Origin of the sequence: Buttiauxella sp. BIGb0552 (genome assembly GCF_004366275.1) — a bacterium.
GTDB lineage: Bacteria > Pseudomonadota > Gammaproteobacteria > Enterobacterales > Enterobacteriaceae > Buttiauxella > Buttiauxella gaviniae.
Window position 1 is genome coordinate 635858 of sequence record NZ_SODY01000002.1, and the last position, 22699, is coordinate 658556.

Sequence of the window (22699 nt, forward strand, 5' to 3'; positions counted from 1 at the left end):
CATTCATACGTCATAACAATGAGGTTACGATGGACGTCAGTCGCAGAAAATTTTTCAAGATCTGTGCCGGCGGGATGGCAGGGACTACCGCCGCAGTTCTGGGATTTTCTCCCAAAGCGGCGCTTGCCGAGGTGCGCAACTTTAAGCTTTTGCGTGCCAAAGAAACCCGCAATACCTGTACATACTGCTCAGTAGGCTGTGGTTTGTTGATGTACAGCCTGGGCGATGGTTCGAAAAACGCCAAATCCAGCATTTTCCATATTGAAGGTGACCCGGACCACCCGGTAAACCGTGGGGCGTTATGCCCGAAAGGCGCGGGCTTGCTGGATTATATCCACAGCGAAAGCCGCCTGCGTTACCCGGAATACCGCGCGCCAGGCTCCGATAAATGGCAGCGCATCAGTTGGGACGATGCATTCTCACGCATTGCCCGACTGATGAAAGATGACCGTGATGCCAATTTCGTTGAGAAGAATGAGCAGAATGTCACGGTAAACCGTTGGCTCTCCACCGGCATGTTGTGCGCGTCGGCGGCCAGCAACGAAACCGGGATGCTGACACAAAAATTTGTCCGCTCCCTGGGCATGTTAGCGGTAGATAACCAGGCGCGCGTCTGACACGGACCAACGGTAGCAAGTCTTGCTCCAACATTTGGTCGCGGTGCGATGACCAACCACTGGGTTGATATCAAAAACGCCAACGTTGTGATGGTGATGGGCGGCAACGCCGCTGAAGCGCATCCGGTGGGTTTCCGCTGGGCGATGGAAGCCAAAAACAACAACGACGCCACGCTGATTGTGGTCGATCCGCGCTTTACCCGCACCGCTTCGGTGGCGGATATTTATGCGCCAATCCGCTCCGGTACCGACATTACTTTCCTGTCGGGCGTGCTGCTGTATCTGATTTCCAATAACAAAATCAACGCCGAATACGTAAAGCATTACACCAATGCCAGCCTTTTGGTGCGTGACGATTTTAGCTTCGATGATGGCCTGTTTAGCGGCTATGACGAAGCCAAACGCCAGTACGACAAAACGAGCTGGAACTATCAGTTCGACGAAAACGGTTATGCGAAACGCGACGATACGCTCACCGACCCGCGCTGCGTGTGGAACCTGCTCAAAGAGCACGTTTCCCGCTATACGCCGGAAATGGTCGAGCATATTTGCGGCACGCCGCAGGCCGATTTCCTGAAAGTGTGCGAAGTGCTGGCTTCCACCAGCGCTGCCGATCGCACCACCACTTTCTTGTACGCTCTGGGCTGGACGCAACACACCGTGGGCGCGCAAAACATTCGCACCATGGCGATGATCCAGTTGTTACTCGGCAATATGGGCATGGCGGGCGGCGGCGTAAATGCCTTGCGCGGGCACTCCAACATTCAGGGTCTGACCGATCTGGGCCTGCTGTCCACCAGCCTGCCGGGTTATCTGACGCTGCCTTCTGAGAAGCAAACCGACCTGCAAACCTATCTCACCGCCAACACGCCGAAAGCCACGCTGCCGGGCCAGGTGAACTATTGGGGCAACTATCCCAAGTTCTTCGTCAGCCTGATGAAAGCGTTCTATGGCGATGATGCGCGTAAAGATAACAACTGGGGCTTTGACTGGCTGCCGAAGTGGGACCAGGCCTACGACGTGCTGAAGTACTTCGACATGATGGACCGCAACAAAGTCACGGGCTACATCTGCCAGGGCTTTAACCCGGTCGCCTCCTTCCCGGACAAAAACAAAATTGTCGCAAGCCTCAGCAAGCTGAAATATCTGGTGATTATCGACCCGCTGGTTACTGAAACGTCTAACTTCTGGCAAAACCACGGCGAGATGAACGACGTGAACCCGGCGGCGATTCAGACCGAAGTGTTCCGCCTGCCGTCTACCTGCTTTGCCGAGGAAGACGGTTCAATTGCCAACTCCGGGCGCTGGTTACAGTGGCACTGGAAAGGGGCAGATGCACCGGGAGAAGCCCGTAACGACGGCGAAATTCTGGCTGGGATTTACCACCAGATCCGCGAGCTTTATCGCAGCGAAGGTGGTAAAGGTGCCGAGCCATTGCTGAAAATGGGCTGGCATTATGAGCTGCCAGACAGCCCTGAATCCGAAGAGGTCGCCAAAGAGAACAACGGCTACGCGCTGGAAGATCTCTATGATCCAGCTGGGAATTTGCTGGCGAAGAAAGGTCAGCTTCTGGACTCGTTTGCGCTGCTGCGTGACGACGGCACCACCGCGTCTGCCTGCTGGATTTACGCCGGGAGCTGGACGGCGAAAGGCAACCAGATGGCGAACCGCGATAACGCCGATCCGTCCGGGCTGGGCAACACGCTGGGCTGGGCCTGGGCGTGGCCACTCAACCGCCGCATTATCTACAACCGCGCGTCTGCCGATCCGCAGGGCAAACCGTGGGACCCGAAACGTATGTTGATTCAGTGGAATGGCGCGAAGTGGGTCGGGAACGATATCCCGGACTACAACACGGCCGCACCGGGCAGCGGCGTGGGGCCGTTTATCATGCAGCCAGAAGGTTTAGGCCGCCTGTTTGCCATCGACAAAATGGCAGAAGGCCCATTCCCTGAACATTACGAGCCGTTTGAAACGCCGCTGGGTACCAACCCGCTGCACCCGAATGTGGTCTCGAACCCGGCGGCTCGCCTGTATGAAGCTGACGCTAAACGCATGGGCAAACGTCACGAGTTCCCGTATGTCGGCACCACGTATCGCCTGACCGAGCACTTCCACACCTGGACTAAACACTCGCGGCTTAACGCGATTGCGCAGCCCGAGCAGTTTGTGGAAATCAGCGAGAAACTGGCGAAAAGCAAAGGTATTGCCAACGGCGACCACGTGAAAGTCAGCAGCAAACGCGGGTTTATTCGCGCCGTTGCGGTGGTCACGCAGCGCCTGCAAACGCTGAACGCTGGCGGGCAGGAAGTGGAAACCGTGGGTATTCCGCTGCACTGGGGCTTTGAAGGTACGGCGCGTAAAGGCTATCTCGCCAACACGCTGACGCCGTCCGTCGGTGACGCTAACTCGCAAACGCCAGAGTACAAGGCGTTTCTGGTCAACATTGAGAAGGCGTAAGGAGCGAACTCATGTCCATGCAATCTCAGGATATTATCAAGCGTTCGGCTACCAACGGCTTTACGCCGCCGCCGCAGGCTCGTGACTTCAAAGAAGAAGTCGCCAAGCTGATTGACGTCTCAAGCTGTATCGGCTGCAAAGCCTGCCAGGTCGCCTGTTCGGAGTGGAACGACATCCGCGATGAAGTCGGTCATTGCGTCGGGGTTTACGATAACCCCGCCGATTTGAGCGCTAAATCCTGGACGTTAATGCGCTTTAGCGAAACCACGCAAAACGGCAAGCTGGAGTGGCTTATCCGCAAGGATGGCTGCATGCACTGCGAAGACCCGGGCTGCCTGAAGGCGTGTCCGTCTGCGGGTGCCATTATTCAGTATGCTAATGGCATCGTCGATTTTCAGTCGGAACACTGTATTGGCTGTGGTTATTGCATCGCCGGGTGCCCGTTCAACATTCCGCGCCTGAATAAAGACGATAACCGCGTCTACAAATGCACGCTGTGTGTCGATCGCGTCAGCGTCGGCCAGGAGCCAGCCTGCGTGAAAACCTGTCCGACGGGTGCCATTCATTTTGGCACCAAAAAGGAGATGTTAGACGTGGCCGACGAGCGGGTTTCAAAACTGCAAAAACGCGGCTATCCGTACGCGGGCCTCTACAACCCGCCGGGCGTTGGCGGTACGCACGTGATGTATGTGCTGCACCACGCTGACCAGCCGGAGCTGTATCACAACCTGCCGAAAGATCCGCATATCGACGTGCCGATTAACCTGTGGAAAGGGATCCTCAAACCGTTGTCGGCGGCAGGTTTTATCGCCACCTTTGCCGGGCTGATTTTCCACTACATTGGCATCGGGCCAAACGAAGAGGTGGATGAAGACGAGGAGGAACATCATGATTAAGCAGAGCAAATCGATTATCAGGACGAAATTTATCGACCGTGCCTGCCACTGGACGGTAGTGATTTGCTTTTTCCTGGTGTCACTTTCCGGCATTGCGCTGTTCTTCCCGACGCTGCAATGGCTGACGGAAACGTTCGGGACGCCGCAGATGGGGCGCATTTTGCACCCGTTTTTTGGCGTGCTGATTTTCGTGGCGCTGATGTTTATGTTTGTGCGTTTCGTGCATCACAATATCCCGGAAAAGCAGGACTGGCCGTGGGTGAAAAATATTGTCGAAGTGCTGAAAGGCAACGAGCATAAAGTGGCGGATGTCGGCAAATATAACGCCGGGCAGAAGATGATGTTCTGGACCATTATGAGCATGATTTTCGTGCTGCTGGTAACCGGAGTGATTATCTGGCGGCCCTATTTTGCCCCGTACTTTTCCATCAAACTGGTGCGTTACAGCCTGCTGATTCACGCCACCGTCGCCATCATATTGATCCACGCTATTTTGATTCATATGTATATGGCTTTCTGGGTGAAAGGGTCGATAAAAGGCATGATCGTCGGCAAAGTCAGCCGCCGCTGGGCACAGAAGCACCATCCACGCTGGTATCGTGCGGTTCTGGCGAAAGAAGCGAAGAAAGAGAGTACTGAAGGGTTGTAGTGAATGCGCCCTGCTGTCCCCGGCGAAGGTGCGCCGGGGATTTGTATCGACAGGAATTTTCCCGGACAATGCGCTTTTGGCTCTGTTTAAACCTTATCCGGCATAATCACAATGATGAAACACCCTCTTGAAACCTTGATAAGCGCTGGCAGTATTCTGCTACTGGCCTTTTTCTCATGCCTACTGCTTCCGGCACCCGCACTGACCATTGAACTAGCGCAAAAGCTCATCACGATGTTCCATCTGCTGGATTTGAACCAGCTTTACACCATTATTTTCTGCGTTTGGTTCCTGGCTTTGGGTGCCATTGAATACTTCGTGATTCGCTTTATCTGGAAGCGCTGGTTTTCGATTGACCGTGATGCGTAGAGTCGCTGTTGTAGGGTGGATTAGCGCAAGCGACATCCACCATTTATACAAGAATTGTCGGATGTCGCTACGCTAATCCAACCTACAACGAGGTCGGTAACACAATCGAACGAATATCATTGCCCGTCGGCGCCTGATGAATACGCAGCCCAAACTCGTCAACCACGGCAAATATATGCTCGAATATATCAGCCTGAATGGCTTCATATTCCAGCCATGCCACGGTATTGGTAAAGGCATAAATTTCTATCGGTAAACCTTCAGCACCTGGTGCAAGTTGGCGAACCATTAAGGTCATGTCTTTGCGAATACGCGGATGATTTTGCAGATATTCGGTGAGATAAACCCGGAATGTCCCGACGTTGGTCATGCTACGGGCATTGAGCACTGAAACCCCATCGCTATTATGGGTTCGATTATATTCTTCAATTTCTTTGCTGCGCGAGTCGATATAGGGCTTCAATAATCTCGCATTCATTAAGCGCTGAATTTCATCAGCGGAAAGAAAATGAATACTGGTGGTATCAATATTAATACTGCGCTTAATACGGCGACCACCAGATTGCGACATGCCGCTCCAGTTTTTAAATGCATCAGAAACCAGAGCATAAGTTGGAATGGTGGTAATGGTATTATCCCAGTTACGCACTTTCACGGTAGTCAGGCCAATATCAGTCACCGCACCATCAGCACCAAACTTCGGCATTTCCAGCCAGTCACCCAGCTTTAACATACGGTTTGCCGAGAGCTGTATACCGGCCACCAGTCCTAGAATCGGATCTTTAAATACCAACATTAACACCGCAGCCATTGCACCCAGGCCGCTGATAAGAATCGCAGGAGATTGACCGATAACTCTGGAAATCATCATAATGCCAATCACCAGGGAGCTAATGAGCTTCACACCCTGGAATATTCCTTTTAGCGGAATATCCGACGTAATAGTAAATTTCTGTGAGAAATTATAAATAACATCCAGCAAGGAGAATAACGACAGTAAGGAATAGAGCATAATCCAAAGCTGCGCGCCGATAATTAATATCTCGCTGGCATCACTGCCTTTTTGCAGCCACAAAACAGCCTGGATATTAACGATAATCCCTTGCAGGGTTGAAGCAAGCCGATGAAATAGCTTATTTTCTGTGATGATTTGTAGCCACAAATGGTGACTGGATTGCGCACGTTTCTCAAAAGTGCGCAGTACAACGCGGTGTAGAATAAAATGTACAATTAATGCAAATACAAAAATAATACCCAGAACGACTAATATCGAAGTTGTTGGGTCAAGCACAACACCAAAAGTACTTAAAAATGAAACCAAATCTTTCATAATAACTCCTTCCTGAACAACGCATATAATGGAGGGAGATGATTCTTAGTGCAACTTTCAAGGCATTTTAATTCACTGAACATTCTTTACAATATTATCATTGCATTTATGAGCAGCAGATAATTCCCAGTGGGAATTATGAGATAAAAACAGTTTCTACGCCCGATCGTTTCCAGACGGCTGGCTATACTCAATTCAATAATTGTCAGAACAATGAGAGCCCAGCATGCCACTAAGTGATTTTAATCATTCTGACCCATACACCCTCGGCATCGAGCTGGAATTGCAGATCATCAATCCTCCAGCCAACGATCTCAGCCAGGACTCATCGCTGCTGATTGACTCTCTGAAAGGCCTGGTGACAGAAGGCGAAGTCAAACATGACATCACCGAAAGCATGCTGGAAATCGCCACCGGGGTGTGTGGCGATATCGCGCAGGCTCAGGCGCAGCTTTCAAGTTTGCGCCAGCATGTGCTGCAATCAGCAAGTAAACATCATCTGGCAATTTGCGGTGGCGGTACGCATCCGTTTCAAAAATGGCAGCGCCAGGAGGTATGCCAGAGCGAACGCTATAACAAAACGCTCGAGCTATATGGCTATTTAATGAAGCAGGCAACGGTATTTGGCCAGCATGTGCATGTCGGCTGTGAGAACGAAGAGGACGCTATTTATTTGCTGCATGGCCTGTCGCGCTTTGTTCCGCACGTCATCGCGCTCTCGGCTTCATCGCCGTATATTCAGGGGGCAGATACAACCTATGCCTCGTCACGTTTGAATATCTTCTCGGCATTCCCGGATAACGGGCCTGCGCCTTTCGTCGGCGACTGGAACGAGTTTAAGTGGATGTACCAACGCCTTGAGTCCAGCAGCATCGTTCAATCGATGAAAGACCTGCACTGGGATATTCGCCCAAGTCCAAAATTTGGCACCATTGAAGTGCGCGTAATGGACACGCCGCTGACTATCACACGTGCGGTCCATATCGCCGGATTTATTCAGGCTTTGGCCCACTGGTTATTGAGCGAACGACCCTTTGTGCCGCGTTCTGAAGACTACTTACTTTACCGTTTCAATCGCTTTCAGGCCTGCCGCTTTGGGCTTGAAGGGATGCTGACCGACGTGCGCACCGGCGAGCAACGCACAATGGCAGAAGATATTTTGCCATTGCTCGATACTCTTGCGCCTTATGCGGCACAACTCCGGGCATCATCAGCTTTAGAAGCCATTGAAGGTTATGTGCGTAATAACGACAGTGATACGCGCCGCATTCGTCAGTTTATTACTGAGGGAGGGCTTCTGACCGAGTTAATGCGAGAACATTGTGAAATTTGGGCAACTGAGTGAATTTAATTTTCTGCCAGGAGGCCTATTGGAAATAGGCCAATACGATTTCTGATAAATATCGATTAACGCTTAAACCTTAGCGCCTCAACAAATAAAGAAAATGCGGTGGTGTGTTGTTTACGGCTTGGGTAATACAGGTAATAACCAGGAAATGGGGCGCACCACTCTTTAAGTACTGTGACCAGCTCGCCGCGCTCAACGGCTGCTGCTACCGAATCCTCCGGGACATAGGCCAGGCCAAGCCCGACTGTTGCGGCATCAATCCGCTGGCGCAAGCTGTTAAACGTCAATTGCCCGTCAACGCGCACGCGTAATTCCCGCCCCTCTTTTTCAAATTCCCATGCATACAGGCCACCCATAGTTGGCAGGCGCATATTAATGCAATTATGGTTTTGTAATTCTTGCGGGGATTGAGGTGTACCTTGCTTTGCGAGGTAATCAGGGGAACCAACTACCGCCATGCGCATATCCGGACCAATGCGTACCGCAATCATATCTTTGGCAACTTGCTCGCCCAGACGAATTCCGGCGTCAAATCGCCCGGTAACAATATCCGTCAGGGTGTTATCGACGGTAATTTCCACTTTTATATCCGGGTAATCCCCCAGAAAAGATTTCAGTACAGGCCACAGCACCGAATCTACCGCGTGTTCCCCCGCCGTTATGCGGATATTGCCCGCTGGGTTCTCACGCATTTCGATCAGCGCTTCCAGCTCGCCTTCAATTTCAGCGAAACGAGGCCCAAGGCTCTCCACCAGCTTTTCACCGGCTTCTGTTGGGGCAACGCTGCGTGTTGTGCGCGTCAGTAAGCGTAATTCGAGGCGCTCTTCCAGGCCACGAATAGCATGGCTTAGAGCCGACTGCGATACGCCTAATTTGGCGGCAGCTTTAGTGAAGCTGCGTTCACGGGCAACCACCAGGAATGAAATCAGGTCGTTAAAGTTCTCTTTTAACATATGCAAATCTGCCGTCGCTGCATTAACTGGTTATCAGTATACGCAGATTCATGAATTCAACTCATAGCTCCTTGCGTATATACCGGGCTAATCAGCAGTAATAACAGGCGCTAACATAGCTTTCTCGGTCCTCACAACGAAGCGTGGGCACTCAAACCACGACCAACTTATCTGCCAGTCGCGCTCAGTTACCTATACTTCTGACTGGTGTTATCTCTGTTAACCCCGGCATTGAATGCCGAAGTAGAGGAAAAAATGGAAGAAAAGCTGAAAATCATCCAGGCTGGATCACAGCCTTCTCAAACGGGTCCGGAAAGTTACTTCACAGGTAGAGTCCGTATTGATGCACCTTTCCAGACCACGCCCCCTGCTCGTACCGGTGGCGCTACCGTCACTTTTGAACCTGGTGCGCGTACCGCCTGGCATACGCATCCGCTCGGACAAACGCTGATTATCACCCATGGGCACGGCTGGTTGCAGGAATGGGGTGGTGAAATCCGCCAAATGAATCAAGGTGATATTGTCTGGATCCCTGAAGGTGTGAAGCATTGGCATGGCGCGACGCCAGATAACGCTATGACGCATATCGCCATTGCTGAGTCACTCAATGGCACCCCTGTCGAGTGGATGGAACACGTCAGCGACGATCAATACAAAAAAGATACCCTTCATTCTTGAAGTTGCTTCTGCGTTGGCTGCACTCACTCACCGCAGTCACTTACTTGAGTAAGCGCCCGGGGATTCTCGAGTTTGCCGCCTTGAAGCAACTCCAATTAATTTAGGTATAGCCTCTCAACTCGGAGAACAAACATGACGATGAAAGTGCTCGGTTATGCGGCACAGTCCGCAGATGTTCCACTTGCTCCATTTGAATTTATGCGACGCGCACCGCGTCCAGATGACGTGGTGATCGAAGTGATGTACTGCGGCGTTTGCCACTCAGACCTACACCAGGCGCGTAATGACTGGGGTTTCAGTCAATATCCGTTGGTGCCGGGCCATGAAGTCGTTGGGCGCGTGGCCTCCGTTGGCAGTGACGTGACAAAATTCAAGCCAGGCGATTACGCGGGTATCGGCTGTATGGTGGACTCGTGTCGTATCTGCCATCCGTGTAAAGAGGGTCTTGAGCAGTACTGTGAAGAAGGCAACGTGCAGACCTACAACGGCGTTGATCGCCATGATCATCTGCCAACCTACGGTGGTTACTCGCAGGCGATTGTCGCCTCAGAAGATTTTGTGCTGAAAATGCCTGAGGGTATGGATCTCAAAGGTGCGGCCCCATTGCTGTGCGCGGGTATTACCACGTGGTCGCCACTGCGCCACTGGAATGTAGGCGAAGGTAGCAATGTGGCTGTAATCGGGCTGGGTGGCTTAGGCCATATGGCACTGAAACTGGCAAATGCGATGGGTGCGGAAGTCACTCTGTTCACCCGTTCTGCGAGCAAAGAGGAAGATGCACGCCGCCTGGGGGCGCATCACATCGTACTTTCCACCGATGATGAGCAGATGGCATCGGTTAGAAATCAGTTCGACCTGATTATCGACACCGTACCTTATGACCACGATATCAACCCGTATATGCCAACACTGACTCTTGATGGCACGCTGGTGTATGTCGGTTTGCTGGGCAACATTGAACCACCGGTCAGCACCTTACCGATGATTCTGGGTCGCCGTTCAGTTGCCGGCTCCTGTATTGGCGGCATCAAAGAAACCCAAGAAATGCTGGATTTCTGCGGTGAACACGGGATTGTTTCTGATATTGAAATGATCAATATGCCCGATATCAACGCAGCCTATGAGCGGATGCTGAAAAGCGATGTGAAGTACCGTTTTGTGATTGATATGGCGACGCTTAAAGCCTGATTGCGCAAACCCTCTCTGTAAAAAAGGGAGGGTTTTTCTGGTTATATCCTCCCTTCCAACATCACATTTCATATACAATCGCGCAACACTCGCTGTTTTTGGTAGATGCCCGGTTGCCATCACTCTTCTCCCTTTCACGTCATAAATGGCCTTTTGCTCTCGCTTTACTCGCGATGGCAATGCTTTTTATCGCCCCGGTGATTTCAAAATCACTGGAACAGCGGCGTGCGGCGGCGAATGGTGAGCATCATATGATGAGCCATTCAGGCGGCATGATGATGGAGATGGGCAATATGGAAATGCCCACAGCATCCCACTTGATGCCGGGCGCGGGCGCTTCCTTGATGGATGATATCGCCTGCGGGTATTGCCAACTTCTGCTGCATATCCCACTGATCGTCTGGCTATTTATTCCCTTTGTCTGGTTGGCATGGCGTATTACGCGTGCGCCACCGCCCCCGGTTATCGCAGCGCTTCTGCCCCAGCATAACGATGCCGAAGCGCTGCCACGCGCGCCTCCTGTCGAATTGTCTCGTTAATACAAACATCATTTAACGTCACAGTTTTACTGGAGATAACCATGTCTGTGAATCAATCCCAGCTCGCCCGCCGTGGCGCGTTGCTGACGCTTTTGCGTCGTCTGCATTTCTATATTGGCTTGTTTGTTGGTCCGTTTATTTTTATCGCAGCACTTACCGGCACCCTATATGTGCTGACGCCACAAATTGAGAATGCGCTTTATCATGAAGCCTTGCGCACGCCAGATACTGGTCCAAACCAGCCGCTTTCACAGCAAATAGGCGCTGCACGCCAATATATTGGCAACGATGCCAGCATCTCAGCCGTGCGGCCAGCCCCCCATCCTGGCGACACCACGCGCGTGCAGTTTGTTGACCCGACGCTTGGCGAGTCAGAATCGCGCGCCATTTTTGTCTCACCTGCAACACTTGCCATTCAGGGCGATATGACGGTGTATGGCACCAGCGGTGTGCTGCCACTGCGTACCTGGATTGATCAATTCCATCGCGCATTGCTGCTGGGCGATACCGGCAGAATTTACAGTGAGCTTGCTGCGTCCTGGCTATGGGTTGCAGCACTTGGCGGCGTGGTGTTGTGGCTGACTTCTCGGCCAAAAAGAAAGTTAAAAGTGCGGCAAACCGCGCAAAGAAAAGCGCGTCACTGGCACATTACGCTGGGTGCTGCGTTGCTGCTCGGCCTGCTGTTTTTCTCTGCCACCGGGCTCACCTGGTCGCAGTGGGCGGGCGGAAATATCGACAAAATGCGCAGTGCACTCGGTTGGATGACGCCACAGGTCAATACGGCGCTGGTGCCACAAACCGGGCATCAGCAACATGACCCTCATGCGGAACACCACGCCATGATGCCAGGCATTGTAATGCCGCAAACAGACGACAGTGTCTGGGATCAGGTACTTACAGCCGCTCGTGGTGCTGGAATTGAATCGAGTAAAATCGAGATTCGCCCAGCCCGTTCGGCAGATAAAGCCTGGACCGTGAGTGAAATTGACCGCGCCTGGCCGACGCATGTCGATACTGCAGCGGTCGATCCAACCAGTTTTAAGGTGATTGACCGCACCTGGTTTGCTGATTTCCCGCTGGTTGCCAAACTGACGCGCTGGGGAATTGATGCTCATATGGGCGTGCTTTTCGGGCTGGCAAACCAGCTATTGCTGGCAGCGTTTGGCATTGGCCTGTGCACGATGGTGATTCTCGGTTACCGGATGTGGTGGTTAAAACGCCCGGCGGCTTCTGCGAGCAACCCCGCACAAACACTAAGTGAAGCGTGGCTTGCGCTGCCAGGTGCATGGCGTGCAGGAGTGGTGATTGTCGCGCTACTCTTTGGCTACAGCCTGCCGGTAATGGGTGCCAGCCTGTTGCTGTTTATCGTTGCTGATATTGGCCGCTGGCGCAAAAACGCGTTGAAATTGCAGACTTCGTAATTCCCTTCCCCCTCACTTTTCTGGCGAGGGGGAAATCGTATTCTCCAGGCCCTCTCCCCTTCCAATATTGGTCCTACCAATCCAGCCAAAAACGTGACCTCTTTGTGCATAACGGCAAAAAAGCGCAACACTAATATTGCCATTAATTAACAAAAGATTAACCTTTACGCATTATCTACCCTACATCGCAATATTGGTCCTACCAATTAAGCGAAAAATAATAAGCACATCACGTTCTGGAGAGTCCTGCATGCAAGCCTGGCAACAAGTCTATGACCCCGCAGGTAACATATGGCTATCAAGCCTCATCGCCGCTATTCCGATTATTTTCTTCTTCTTCGCACTGATTAAACTGCGCATGAAGGGCTACACCGCCGCCACCATTACCGTGGTCCTGGCGCTATTAGTGGCGTTACTTTTCTACCGTATGCCGGTTGACCGCGCATTGTCGTCCGTTGTGTACGGCTTCTTCTACGGACTCTGGCCGATTGCCTGGATTATTATCGCCGCCGTTTTCGTCTATAAAATCTCGGTAAAAACCGGGCAGTTCGACATTATCCGTTCGTCGATTCTTTCCATTACGCCTGACCAGCGCCTGCAAATGCTGATCGTCGGTTTTTCCTTCGGCGCGTTTCTTGAAGGGGCTGCGGGTTTCGGTGCGCCAGTGGCGATTACCGCCGCATTACTGGTTGGCCTCGGCTTTAACCCGCTGTATGCCGCAGGTCTTTGCCTGATTGTGAACACCGCACCAGTAGCGTTTGGTGCCATGGGGATTCCCATTATTGTCGCAGGCCAGGTCACCGGCCTCGATAGTTTTGAAATCGGCCAAATGGTGGGCCGCCAGTTGCCGTTCCTGACCATGATTGTACTGTTCTGGATTATGGCGATTATGGACGGCTGGCGCGGTATTAAGGAGACGTGGCCTGCGGTTATCGTGGCCGGCGGTTCGTTTGCTATCGCGCAATTCCTCAGCTCAAACTTCTTAGGGCCAGAGCTTCCGGACATTATCTCTTCGCTGGTTTCGCTGGTGTGTTTGACCGCATTTCTGCGCGTCTGGAAGCCGGTTCGCATCTTCCGTTTTGGCGATATTGGCGCATCAGTTACCGACCAGACGCTGACTCGAAAAAACTACAGCGCAGGCCAGGTAGTTCGCGCCTGGATGCCGTTTATCTTCCTGACTGCAACCGTCACACTTTGGAGCATCCCGCCGTTTAAAGCGCTGTTTGCACCAGGTGGTGCCATGGCTGATTGGGTATTTAACGTCTCAGTGCCATTCCTCGACAAAATGGTCGCCAAAATGCCACCGGTTGTCGCCGAAAGCATGGCCTACGCGGCGGTGTATAAATTTGACTGGTTCTCCGCAACAGGCACCGCGATTCTGGTTGCAGCACTTATCTCCATCGTTTATCTGCGCATGAAACCGAAAGCGGCCATCGAGACATTCGGTGAAACGCTCAAAGAGCTGGCGCTGCCGATTTACTCCATCGGCATGGTGTTGGCATTCGCATTTATCTCCAACTACTCCGGCCTTTCGGCAACTCTCGCCCTGGCGCTGGCGCACACCGGCCACGCATTTACTTTCTTCTCGCCGTTCCTCGGCTGGCTGGGCGTGTTCCTGACGGGCTCAGATACTTCATCAAACGCCTTGTTCGCCGCGTTGCAGGCCACGACCGCACAACAAATTGGTGTGTCGGACTTGCTGCTGGTTGCCGCTAACACCACTGGAGGCGTAACCGGGAAGATGATTTCGCCGCAATCTATCGCCATCGCCTGTGCAGCCGTAGGGCTTGTGGGTAGAGAGTCGGATCTGTTCCGCTTCACCGTTAAACACAGCCTGATTTTCACCTGCATGGTTGGCGTAATTACTACACTACAGGCCTATGTCTTAACCTGGATGATCCCTTAATGACGACGCACCTGCGCCTGGCCGACCATCTGGTCGAGCGCGTAAAAACACTGATTAACGAACGTAATCTGGAGGCGGGCATGCGGTTGCCCGCCGAACGCCAGCTTGCGGCTGAAATGGGTGTCTCACGCTCATCGATTCGCGAGGCGATTCAAAAGCTGATTAGCGAAGGTATTCTGATTAGCCGTCGCGGCGGCGGCACCTTTGTGCGCTATGAAGTTCAGGCGTGGTCGGAACAACGCATCGTACAGCCACTAAAAACGCTGGTGGAAGATGACCCCAACTATCGCTACGACATTTTAGAAGCACGCCATGCGATAGAAGCCAGCACTGCGTGGTACGCAGCTCAGCGGGCAACACCTGCCGACAAAGAGAAGCTCATCGCCTGCTTTGACGCAACCGTGAAATTCAAAGAGAGCGATGACCCAGATCTCGCAGCCCAGGCCGACGTGCGCTTCCACCTGGCTATTGCCGAAGCCTCTCACAACATCGTATTGCTCCAGACAATGCGCGGATTTTTTGACCTACTGCAATCATCAGTGATGCATAGCCGCCAGCGCATGTACACCGTGCCGGCAATTTTTGCCGGTCTCACCGAACAGCATAACGAACTATTGCAGGCCATTCTGGCAGGCGACCCGGAACGTGCGCGCCTTGCCGCAAAAACACACCTTGGGTTTGTCCATACCACGATTAAAACCCTGCATGAAGATGAAGCCCGACAGGCGCGAATTACCCGCCTGCCCGATGAAGATACCGACGTAACAAGGGACGAAAATCCATGATTATTTCAGCTGCATCAGACTACCGCGCCGCGGCAAAACGCATTTTGCCGCCATTCCTGTTCCATTATATTGACGGCGGGGCCTATGCCGAACACACGCTACGTCGCAACGTTGATGACCTTGCGCAGGTGGCGTTAAAGCAGCGCGTGTTGAAAAACATGTCGGCATTGAGCCTTGAGACCAAACTGTTTAATGAAACCCTATCGATGCCGGTAGCGCTCGCGCCGGTTGGTTTGTGCGGAATGTATGCCCGCCGTGGTGAAGTACAAGCGGCAAAAGCGGCAGCCGCAAAAGGCATTCCGTTTACACTTTCTACCGTTTCTGTCTGCCCGATTGAAGAAGTGGCACCCACCATTGATCGGCCAATGTGGTTCCAGCTGTATGTTTTAAAAGACCGTGGTTTTATGCGCAATGCGCTGGAGCGCGCCAAAGCCGCTGGCTGTTCGACGCTGGTGTTTACCGTTGATATGCCGACGCCAGGCGCACGTTACCGCGATGCACATTCCGGCATGAGTGGGCAACATGCCGCACTGCGCCGTTACTGGCAGGCCGTGACGCATCCGCAATGGGCGTGGGACGTGGGCTTGAATGGTCGCCCGCATGATTTAGGGAATATCTCAGCTTATCTGGGTAAACCGACCGGACTTGAAGATTATATTGGCTGGCTGGCGAATAATTTCGACCCGTCAATTTCCTGGAGTGACCTGGAATGGATTCGTGAGTTCTGGGATGGTCCGATGATCATCAAGGGTATTCTCGACCCGCAAGATGCCAAAGATGCGGTGCGCTTCGGGGCTGACGGGATTGTGGTGTCAAACCACGGGGGTCGTCAGCTCGACGGCGTGCTGTCATCGTGTCGCGCCCTACCCGCCATTGCTGACGCTGTCAAAGGTGATATCGCGATTCTTGCCGATAGCGGTATCCGCAGTGGGCTGGACGTGGTGCGCATGATTGCGCTCGGAGCCGATACTTGCCTGTTAGGTCGCGCTTATCTGTATGCACTGGCAACCCACGGCCAGGCGGGTGTCACCAACTTGCTGAACTTAATCGAGAAAGAGATGCGCGTGGCGATGACGCTAACCGGTGCAAAATCTATTTCTGAAATCAGCCCTGAGTTGCTGGTGCGCGAAGGGCTGAAAGATATTCTTTCGCCACAAAGTATGGCGGTTGGGTTTTAAATAAACTGATGCTCGCCAGGTTGTAAGTGGCGAGCATTTCCACTTAATTCGTCAGCTCCGCAAAACTGATTCCCGCAGCATTAATGATTTTTTTAGTGGTGCTGATGGTCGGGTTACCGCGTTCGGAAAGCGTTCTGTAGAGTGTTTCGCGATTCAGTTTGGTTTCGGCGGCAATTTTGCTCACCCCGCCTCGAGCTTCTACAAGGCGGCGTAAAGCCAGCAGGAATAACACTTCACCGTTTTCTTCATCCAGGCCCGCAAATGCCCCTTTTATATATTCAACGGCAAAGGCGGGATCTTCTTGAAGCATTTCAATAACAGTTTGGTCAAACTCGTTAAATTTCATTTTCTGACTCCCGATGTTCTTGCCACCACGCCACAGCCTGGTCGATATCCGCCTGCTGTTTGCGTTTATCACCACCGAGCAGTAACAGATAAGTATTCTTGCCTTCATGGGCGTAATAAATTCTGTAGCCCGGCCCTTCATCAATGCGCATTTTCCAAACGCCTTGCCTGCAAGGCTTATGGTCACCTGGGTTATTGATCGCTAACTGGTCAATTCGTTGAACGATTTTTGTTTTAGCGCGTGCATCCCTTAACAGCCTTAACCACTCATCAAATGGAACCCTGCCATTTTGCAATTTGAAATACTTAATGATGTTCATCCCTGAAGCCCCTCGATTGTAGCTTTAATACCACAGCAGTCAATGAATAAATTTTGCGCGAAAAAGCTATTTGCGCAGCAAATACAGCAGGTCCAATGAATACAGCGAGAGAAGTTCGAAGGGGGGTTCAGCTTTGCGGCATATCTTCCAGGATGGAAATAAATGGCACAACGCTGCCGCCGAAATTCATCGGGGCAGCGTGTAGAGAACGTTAGTTGAGTTTGTAATCGAGGGTGATTTCAGCTTTCATCAATTGTGAAACCGGGCAACCCGCTTTGGCTTTCTGAATAATCTGGTCGAATTTAGCGCTATCTGCATTCGGCACTTTTACCGTACTGGTCAGTGCGATTTTAGTGATGGCGAAACCACCATCGGTTTTATCCAGTGAAACATCGGCTACCGTATCAATGCTTTCTGCTGTGTAGCCCTCTTCGCCAAGCATTAGCGAGAGCGCCATCGAGAAACAGGCTGCATGTGCGGCACCAATTAGCTCTTCTGGATTGGTACCAGCTGCGCCTTCAAAGCGGGTATTAAAACCATATGGCTGTTCTTTCAATGCGCCGCTCTCGGTAGAGACGGTGCCTTTACCGCGTTTAATGTCACCTTCCCAGTGAGCCTGCCCTTTCTTATGAATCGTCATCTTTGTGCTCCTGTTTTATTTATGCAAAGCATAAGTATAGAAGTTGAATCCAGGTCTGCTGACAACTAAGAGCAATCCTTATCGCGTAAAAATAAATCGAATAAATCCTCATCCCCAAGTGTTCACTGCATATCGAACACCATGAGGGCTTTACCATGAACCGTTTTTCTCCCTGGTTGTTACCTGCTGTAGCCAGCAGCTTCTTATTACTTTCAGGCTATGCTCAGGCGATGGGTGGCAGCAGTGACGAGCCCACTCCGCCAACCTGCCCGAAAGGGCAAATTTATGACTCAAAAACCAAAACCTGCATGGTCGATAAAGGCGGGATGATTGGCGATGAAGCGCGTACCGATTACGCCTACGCGCTGGCAAAAGCGGGTCGTTATCAGGAAGCACTGGATATGCTCAATACCCTTAAAGACCCTGATACTGCCGAAGCGCTCAATTACCGGGGTTACGCCACCCGCAAGCTTGGCCGCACGGATGAAGGCATCAGCTATTATTTAAAATCTGTGGCGCTTGATCCCAAATATCCAAAGGTTCGCGAATATCTGGGCGAAGCGTACATGATCAAAAATCGTCCTGATTTAGCACGCGAACAACTCGCGACCATCAAAACCCTGTGCGGCGTAGGTTGCGAAGAATATCGTGACCTGGCAGCAGCTATTGATGGCCACCCGGAATCCTGATATTCGCCTCTGGAGGCAAAAATCAGCAGCGAGACAATACGCAACGAAATCGCCCTCTACCTCTCCCGCCTGTGGCGTTACGGCCTGGTGCTCTCACACCGGCGGGATGTGGCGGACGATCTCGTTCAGGCAACCTGTGTGCGGGCGCTCGAACGCGCCTCACAATACGCCACTGGCAGTCGTATGGACCGCTGGCTGTTCTCTATTTTGCATTCGATCTGGATTAACGAAGTGCGGGCGCAGCAAATTCGCCGTGGGCAAGGTTTTGTCGATGTGGATGAACTGGTCGGCGAAGAAAACAGTGACGCCCCTATTTGGTCTAACGATGTCATGAAGCGGGTTAATCGTTTGCCGGAAGCCCAGCGGAATACCGTGTTTTTGGTGTATGTGGAAGAGTTGTCTTACCGGGAAGCAGCTGAAGTGCTAAATGTGCCTGTCGGCACGGTGATGAGCCGCCTTTCTACTGCACGCCTTACCCTCGCTCAGGACAACTCACTCCAGCCAGACTCGCCGCAAATCAAAGGAGAGAAATCATGAGCCTACCGCTGGGTTCGGACGAAATGCTGGTGGCGTATCTGGATAATGAGCTCAGTGATGCGCAGCGCAAAGATCTGGAAAAACGGCTGATTGAGGACGAGGCTCTTACTCAGCGCCTGGCTTTACTGGAACGCAGTAATCTGCCTTTTAAAACGGCTTTTGAACCGCTACTGGAGATGGCCCCGGCTAAGCGCTTACAACAGCGCCTCCCTCCTGAAATTCGCAAAACCTCAGGGGTTTCGCGACGCCATTTGATTGCGGCCGCAGTTGGTTTCCTGGCACTTGGCGTGGTGGGCGATCGAGTGATTATTCATTTAACGCAACCCGAAGATAACTGGCGCGAATTAGTGGCGCAGTATATGGCGCTTTATACGCCGGAAACAGTGGCGGAAACGCCATCAAACCAGGCTATGGATGCGCAATTGCAGACAACGGGCGAGCAGCTAGGAATCGTTCTTTCCTCTTCGAGTCTCTCCTTACCGGGTGCTGTATTAAAGAACGCACGGATGCTGGCATATGATAACCAGAAAATTGCGCAAATTACCTGGCTTGATGAAGTGCACGGCCCTATGGCGTTATGCATTACAAAAAATTCAGGCCGCGGGATGCAAAAGATGAACGAACAACGGCTCGGCATGAATATTGTTTATTGGGCAAGTGCGAACCACCAGTTTATGGTGATTGGGCATGGTTCAGAGGAACAAGTCAGTCAAGTCGCCGAGCGGCTACAAAGTACAATCGGAGCTTAGTTCAGGCAGGCAGCAACTTTGCTTGCCCACAGGCAAAAATTGCAAAGTGCACGCTTAGACCGTCCAGTCTTCGACACGCAAACGCGCCACCATAGCAAACGCACGATCGCTGGTGATAATCGTCGCGTTTCGGCTAAGGGCATGCGCGGCAATTAACTGATCAAGGTGGCCCATGACTTGGCCTTTTTGTTCCATTGCCGCGCGGAGCTGACCGTAGCTTTTTGCGGCTTCACTATCCCAGGCGTATACGGTGACTGTTTCCAGAAAACCCTGCACTGCAGCAGTTAAGGCTTTGCTCTTGCGCTTAGCAACGCCATACAACAACTCAGCTTCCGTGATACTCGATATACAGATTTCTAAAGGCCGCATTTTGGCAAGCTTTTCCAGCACATTTGGGTGCTGGCGGAAAAGATAGCTCACCGTGTTGGTATCGAGCATATACATGGTCAGTCCATCCCTGCGAAAGGATCTCGGTCTGCAGTACCCTGGTTACGTTCTTGCTCGTCAAGGAAGTTACTCGGCACTTTTGCTTTTTTCAATAAAGCAAAAACGTTGTCCCATCCTTCTGGTTTAGCTGGTGTTTTTGAAAGAATCACGTTTCCATCCTTGTCTTTGCGGATATACACCCTGTCGGTATCAAACTCAAATTCCACCGGTAACCTCACCGCCTGGTTTCTGCCGTTTTTAAAAAGCTTTGCGACGCGTTCCATGGGATCTCCTGACACTCATCGGCCTATGCCATAGCATATGCCAATGGAACACATCAAACAAGCTCACTTCTTGTACGTTTAACGTCTGTGCCGGCAAATCTATCCTGGATGGGTGAACTTAGGTTGGCTTTATTTCAACCAATGAATGGTTTTGCGAGAAGCTTTCAGGATTATGAAAAACCGATGGGATATTGCAGTGAATAATGAGGCTGATGACAAACCTTTCCCCTTGCCCGATTAGCGAAACAATATCCGAAACCATCGGCGTAAACGGTGGATGTCGCTTGCGCTAATCCACCTTACACCATCTTTTTACTGCACCAGCGCAGTCAGCTTGCCAAATACGCCTGCGCCATCGGCATCACGCCTGATTTGCACCACATCCTCAAGCTTGTCGATCTGGCTAATCATCTGCTCAAGGCGCTGGTCGTCTGCCACTTGTAGCCAGATTCGGCTCTGATCACCCTGTGGGAGAGGAAGGCAAAGAATGCCTTCAACGTTAAACGCGCGGCGGGCAAACAGGCCACAAATATGAGACATCACGCCCGGATGGTTACGCACCGTAAGCTCCAGAATAACGGTTAGTTGTTGCATCGCTTACTCTCCAATCATTTCAATATTGGCAGCACCTGGCGGCACCATCGGGAATACTTTTTCACTGGCATCAATACGCACGTGGATCAGACATGGGCCTGGTCGTGAAATTGCGTCTTGCAATGCCTGTTGCGGGTTTTCGGCGGCGTTTAAATCGCACGTTGCGAGGCCAAAACCTTCGGCAATTTTCAGGAAGTTTGTCTGCCCTGAATAGGTCGCGGCAAAAACATTTTGTTGATAGAACAATGTTTGTTGTTGATGCACCAGCCCCAAAGCCTGGTTGTTGAGCAAAATAATTTTTACATCCAGATTGTGTTCAGCAGCAGTCGCCATCTCCTGAATATTCATCATGATGCTGCCATCACCAGTGAAGCACAGCACTTTGCGATTCGGTTCAGCTAATGCCGCACCTACCGCTGCTGGTAGGCCAAAGCCCATGGTTCCCAGGCCGCCAGAAGTCAGCCACTGGCGCGGACGGTTCAGCGGATACGCTTGCGCCACCCACATCTGGTGCTGGCCTACGTCAGTGGTGATAACGGCTTCATCATCCACACAGGCGGCCGCCGCGTTAATCAGGCCGTATGGCGTCAACGGGTTATCTGCACCAGGCATATTGAATGGGAATTCATGCTGCAAACCGGCTACTTGTTGCAGCCATGCCTCACGTGGTTTCGCGTCAATTTTTGGCAGTAATTGTTCAAGCACTTCACCCACGTCGGCGCGAATGGCAACATGAGCTTGTTTAATTTTACCCAGCTCAGCGCGGTCGATATCAACATGAATGATTTTCGCGTTCGGGCAGAACTCTTCAGTTTTACCAATCGCGCGGTCATCAAAACGTGCGCCCAGCACAATCAGCAAATCCGCTTCCTGCAAAATGTAGTTGGTGCTACGCGCACCGTGCATACCCAACATGCCCAACGATAACGGGTGTTTAGCAGGAACGGTGCCGAGAGCCATTAACGTCATGGTGGTGGGCAGGTTAGCTTTTTCGGCCAATGCTCGCGCATCAGCATGGGCATTAATCACCCCGCCGCCAAGATACAGCACCGGGCGCTGCGCCTGGTTAATCATCGCGGCAGCATCGGCAATTTGTTGGGCTTCAAATTGTGGTGCTGGAGTGTGTGCGGAAACAGACGGCAACTCGTTGATGTCGATTTCTGCGGTTTGCACATCTTTTGGAATATCAATCCAGACTGGGCCTGGGCGGCCAGATTCAGCAATGCGAAACGCGTCGCAAATTACCTGTGGCAGTTCCGCAATATCGCGAACCAGATAGTTGTGTTTGGTGATAGGAATGGAGATGCCGTATGTGTCGACTTCCTGGAATGCGTCGGTGCCAATCATCGATTTCGGCACCTGCCCGGTGATGCACACCAGCGGGATGGAATCGAGTCGCGCATCGGCAATTGCTGTGACCAGGTTTGTGGCACCAGGGCCGCTACAGGCGATGCATACCGCCGCTTTGCCCTGCGTTCGTGCCATGCCCTGCGCCATAAAGCCTGCGCCTTGTTCGTGGCGCGCCAGAATGTGGCGGATTTTTTGGCTTTTACTCAGTGCGTTGTAGAGCGGCAGAACGGTGCCACCGGGAATACCGCTAACGGTGGTGATGCCATGATGTTCAAGCATTTGCACAATTAATTGTGCACCCGTAATACGGTTTGCTTGCGGTGGGTTTTCCGAAATTGCCATTGCTCCAGTCCTTCTTCTTATGCCGTTTCGCTTTTGGCCGGGGGACTAAAACAAGAAACCCCGCCCGGTTTGCGCCGGCGGGGTTTTGGAATCGATGTGTTGATTC

Annotated in this window: 23 protein-coding genes and 1 pseudogene; 15 read left to right on the top strand and 9 right to left on the bottom strand. The window is 52.1% G+C overall.

What is annotated here, in order from left to right; translation table 11 throughout:
• Positions 1-29: 29 nt before the first annotated feature.
• From fdnG to EDF88_RS07745, 4 genes are all read left to right on the top strand, one after another.
• Positions 30-3077 carry a formate dehydrogenase-N subunit alpha gene (gene fdnG / locus EDF88_RS07730; RefSeq protein WP_166671957.1) on the top strand — a complete coding sequence of 1016 codons (3048 nt, stop codon included), beginning with the start codon at positions 30-32 and terminating at the stop codon, positions 3075-3077.
• Positions 3078-3088: 11 nt separating this feature from the next.
• On the top strand, positions 3089-3973 hold the full coding sequence (gene fdxH / locus EDF88_RS07735; RefSeq protein WP_134183883.1) for a formate dehydrogenase subunit beta: 885 nt from the start codon (positions 3089-3091) through the stop codon (positions 3971-3973).
• A complete protein-coding gene (gene fdnI, locus EDF88_RS07740) occupies positions 3969-4622 on the top strand; it encodes a formate dehydrogenase-N subunit gamma (RefSeq protein ID WP_064517655.1) in 654 nt (217 codons plus the stop codon). The genes fdxH and fdnI overlap by 5 nt, the downstream gene beginning before the upstream one ends.
• A gap of 114 nt (positions 4623-4736) precedes the next feature.
• A complete protein-coding gene (locus EDF88_RS07745) occupies positions 4737-4991 on the top strand; it encodes a DUF1158 domain-containing protein (protein ID WP_064517653.1) in 255 nt (84 codons plus the stop codon).
• An 82-nt stretch (positions 4992-5073) separates the two neighbouring features.
• Here the strand turns inward: EDF88_RS07745 and EDF88_RS07750 are convergent, their stop codons facing one another.
• Positions 5074-6321: a mechanosensitive ion channel family protein gene (locus tag EDF88_RS07750; RefSeq protein ID WP_134183885.1), complete on the bottom strand. Its 1248-nt coding sequence runs from the start codon at positions 6319-6321 to the stop codon at positions 5074-5076.
• A 226-nt stretch (positions 6322-6547) separates the two neighbouring features.
• Between EDF88_RS07750 and EDF88_RS07755 the strand changes: the two genes are divergently transcribed.
• Complete coding sequence (locus EDF88_RS07755; protein WP_134183887.1) at positions 6548-7666, top strand: YbdK family carboxylate-amine ligase; 1119 nt, start codon at positions 6548-6550, stop codon at positions 7664-7666.
• Positions 7667-7728: 62 nt separating this feature from the next.
• Here EDF88_RS07755 and EDF88_RS07760 read toward each other — a convergent pair whose 3' ends face one another.
• Positions 7729-8622: a LysR family transcriptional regulator gene (locus EDF88_RS07760; RefSeq protein WP_134183889.1), complete on the bottom strand. Its 894-nt coding sequence runs from the start codon at positions 8620-8622 to the stop codon at positions 7729-7731.
• A gap of 255 nt (positions 8623-8877) precedes the next feature.
• On the opposite strand from EDF88_RS07760, the gene EDF88_RS07765 reads away from it, so the two are divergent.
• From EDF88_RS07765 to lldD, 7 genes and pseudogenes are all read left to right on the top strand, one after another.
• Positions 8878-9300, top strand: a complete 423-nt coding sequence (locus tag EDF88_RS07765) for a cupin domain-containing protein (RefSeq protein WP_064516869.1) — start codon at positions 8878-8880, stop codon at positions 9298-9300.
• 132 nt (positions 9301-9432) lie between these two features.
• Positions 9433-10488 carry an NAD(P)-dependent alcohol dehydrogenase gene (locus EDF88_RS07770; RefSeq protein ID WP_134183891.1) on the top strand — a complete coding sequence of 352 codons (1056 nt, stop codon included), beginning with the start codon at positions 9433-9435 and terminating at the stop codon, positions 10486-10488.
• A 113-nt stretch (positions 10489-10601) separates the two neighbouring features.
• Positions 10602-11027 carry a DUF2946 domain-containing protein gene (locus tag EDF88_RS07775; protein WP_134183893.1) on the top strand — a complete coding sequence of 142 codons (426 nt, stop codon included), beginning with the start codon at positions 10602-10604 and terminating at the stop codon, positions 11025-11027.
• A 41-nt stretch (positions 11028-11068) separates the two neighbouring features.
• Positions 11069-12421 (top strand): annotated as a pseudogene (locus tag EDF88_RS07780) (PepSY-associated TM helix domain-containing protein); the annotation flags it as partial.
• Positions 12422-12698: 277 nt separating this feature from the next.
• Positions 12699-14354: an L-lactate permease gene (lldP, locus tag EDF88_RS07785; protein WP_134183897.1), complete on the top strand. Its 1656-nt coding sequence runs from the start codon at positions 12699-12701 to the stop codon at positions 14352-14354.
• Entirely contained in the window at positions 14354-15139 is a 786-nt protein-coding gene (gene lldR / locus EDF88_RS07790) for a transcriptional regulator LldR (protein ID WP_134183899.1), read from the top strand. Before lldP ends, lldR begins: the two co-directional genes overlap by 1 nt.
• A complete protein-coding gene (gene lldD, locus EDF88_RS07795) occupies positions 15136-16317 on the top strand; it encodes an FMN-dependent L-lactate dehydrogenase LldD (RefSeq protein WP_134183901.1) in 1182 nt (393 codons plus the stop codon). Before lldR ends, lldD begins: the two co-directional genes overlap by 4 nt.
• Positions 16318-16360: 43 nt before the next feature.
• On the opposite strand, the gene EDF88_RS07800 is transcribed toward lldD, so the two are convergent.
• The 3 genes from EDF88_RS07800 to EDF88_RS07810 form a co-directional block, all read right to left on the bottom strand.
• The gene (locus EDF88_RS07800; RefSeq protein WP_064516854.1) at positions 16361-16663 is read right to left on the bottom strand and encodes a hypothetical protein; all 303 of its coding nucleotides are present in this window, start codon (positions 16661-16663) and stop codon (positions 16361-16363) included.
• Positions 16653-16982: a type II toxin-antitoxin system RelE/ParE family toxin gene (locus tag EDF88_RS07805; protein WP_134183903.1), complete on the bottom strand. Its 330-nt coding sequence runs from the start codon at positions 16980-16982 to the stop codon at positions 16653-16655. The genes EDF88_RS07800 and EDF88_RS07805 overlap by 11 nt, the downstream gene beginning before the upstream one ends.
• A 211-nt stretch (positions 16983-17193) precedes the next feature.
• Entirely contained in the window at positions 17194-17622 is a 429-nt protein-coding gene (locus tag EDF88_RS07810) for an OsmC family protein (protein ID WP_064516850.1), read from the bottom strand.
• A 155-nt stretch (positions 17623-17777) separates the two neighbouring features.
• Between EDF88_RS07810 and EDF88_RS07815 the strand changes: the two genes are divergently transcribed.
• From EDF88_RS07815 to EDF88_RS07825, 3 genes are all read left to right on the top strand, one after another.
• On the top strand, positions 17778-18311 hold the full coding sequence (locus tag EDF88_RS07815; RefSeq protein ID WP_134183905.1) for a tetratricopeptide repeat protein: 534 nt from the start codon (positions 17778-17780) through the stop codon (positions 18309-18311).
• An 87-nt stretch (positions 18312-18398) separates the two neighbouring features.
• Entirely contained in the window at positions 18399-18848 is a 450-nt protein-coding gene (locus tag EDF88_RS07820) for an RNA polymerase sigma factor (RefSeq protein WP_243839598.1), read from the top strand.
• Positions 18845-19597, top strand: a complete 753-nt coding sequence (locus tag EDF88_RS07825) for an anti-sigma factor (RefSeq protein WP_134183907.1) — start codon at positions 18845-18847, stop codon at positions 19595-19597. Before EDF88_RS07820 ends, EDF88_RS07825 begins: the two co-directional genes overlap by 4 nt.
• Positions 19598-19651: 54 nt before the next feature.
• Here the strand turns inward: EDF88_RS07825 and EDF88_RS07830 are convergent, their stop codons facing one another.
• From EDF88_RS07830 to ilvB, 4 genes are all read right to left on the bottom strand, one after another.
• The gene (locus EDF88_RS07830) at positions 19652-20041 is read right to left on the bottom strand and encodes a type II toxin-antitoxin system VapC family toxin (protein ID WP_134183909.1); all 390 of its coding nucleotides are present in this window, start codon (positions 20039-20041) and stop codon (positions 19652-19654) included.
• A 2-nt stretch (positions 20042-20043) separates the two neighbouring features.
• Positions 20044-20307 (bottom strand): AbrB/MazE/SpoVT family DNA-binding domain-containing protein, encoded by a 264-nt coding sequence (locus tag EDF88_RS07835; RefSeq protein WP_064557150.1) that lies wholly within the window; start codon positions 20305-20307, stop codon positions 20044-20046.
• A 312-nt stretch (positions 20308-20619) separates the two neighbouring features.
• Positions 20620-20901, bottom strand: a complete 282-nt coding sequence (ilvN, locus tag EDF88_RS07840) for an acetolactate synthase small subunit (protein WP_034456867.1) — start codon at positions 20899-20901, stop codon at positions 20620-20622.
• 3 nt (positions 20902-20904) lie between these two features.
• On the bottom strand, positions 20905-22593 hold the full coding sequence (ilvB, locus tag EDF88_RS07845) for an acetolactate synthase large subunit (RefSeq protein ID WP_134183910.1): 1689 nt from the start codon (positions 22591-22593) through the stop codon (positions 20905-20907).
• Positions 22594-22699 lie beyond the last annotated feature (106 nt).

Bases quoted from the DNA above. Each gene is read 5' to 3' on its own strand.
- fdxH (WP_134183883.1), top strand. From the start codon at position 3,089: ATGTCCATGCAATCTCAGGATATTATCAAGCGTTCGGCTACCAACGGC.
- EDF88_RS07745 (WP_064517653.1), top strand. From the start codon at position 4,737: ATGAAACACCCTCTTGAAACCTTGATAAGCGCTGGCAGTATTCTGCTA.
- EDF88_RS07750 (WP_134183885.1), bottom strand. From the start codon at position 6,321: ATGAAAGATTTGGTTTCATTTTTAAGTACTTTTGGTGTTGTGCTTGAC.
- EDF88_RS07755 (WP_134183887.1), top strand. From the start codon at position 6,548: ATGCCACTAAGTGATTTTAATCATTCTGACCCATACACCCTCGGCATC.
- EDF88_RS07760 (WP_134183889.1), bottom strand. From the start codon at position 8,622: ATGTTAAAAGAGAACTTTAACGACCTGATTTCATTCCTGGTGGTTGCC.
- EDF88_RS07765 (WP_064516869.1), top strand. From the start codon at position 8,878: ATGGAAGAAAAGCTGAAAATCATCCAGGCTGGATCACAGCCTTCTCAA.
- EDF88_RS07770 (WP_134183891.1), top strand. From the start codon at position 9,433: ATGACGATGAAAGTGCTCGGTTATGCGGCACAGTCCGCAGATGTTCCA.
- lldP (WP_134183897.1), top strand. From the start codon at position 12,699: ATGCAAGCCTGGCAACAAGTCTATGACCCCGCAGGTAACATATGGCTA.
- lldR (WP_134183899.1), top strand. From the start codon at position 14,354: ATGACGACGCACCTGCGCCTGGCCGACCATCTGGTCGAGCGCGTAAAA.
- lldD (WP_134183901.1), top strand. From the start codon at position 15,136: ATGATTATTTCAGCTGCATCAGACTACCGCGCCGCGGCAAAACGCATT.
- EDF88_RS07800 (WP_064516854.1), bottom strand. From the start codon at position 16,663: ATGAAATTTAACGAGTTTGACCAAACTGTTATTGAAATGCTTCAAGAA.
- EDF88_RS07805 (WP_134183903.1), bottom strand. From the start codon at position 16,982: ATGAACATCATTAAGTATTTCAAATTGCAAAATGGCAGGGTTCCATTT.
- EDF88_RS07810 (WP_064516850.1), bottom strand. From the start codon at position 17,622: ATGACGATTCATAAGAAAGGGCAGGCTCACTGGGAAGGTGACATTAAA.
- EDF88_RS07815 (WP_134183905.1), top strand. From the start codon at position 17,778: ATGAACCGTTTTTCTCCCTGGTTGTTACCTGCTGTAGCCAGCAGCTTC.
- EDF88_RS07825 (WP_134183907.1), top strand. From the start codon at position 18,845: ATGAGCCTACCGCTGGGTTCGGACGAAATGCTGGTGGCGTATCTGGAT.
- EDF88_RS07830 (WP_134183909.1), bottom strand. From the start codon at position 20,041: ATGTATATGCTCGATACCAACACGGTGAGCTATCTTTTCCGCCAGCAC.
- EDF88_RS07835 (WP_064557150.1), bottom strand. From the start codon at position 20,307: ATGGAACGCGTCGCAAAGCTTTTTAAAAACGGCAGAAACCAGGCGGTG.
- ilvN (WP_034456867.1), bottom strand. From the start codon at position 20,901: ATGCAACAACTAACCGTTATTCTGGAGCTTACGGTGCGTAACCATCCG.
- ilvB (WP_134183910.1), bottom strand. From the start codon at position 22,593: ATGGCAATTTCGGAAAACCCACCGCAAGCAAACCGTATTACGGGTGCA.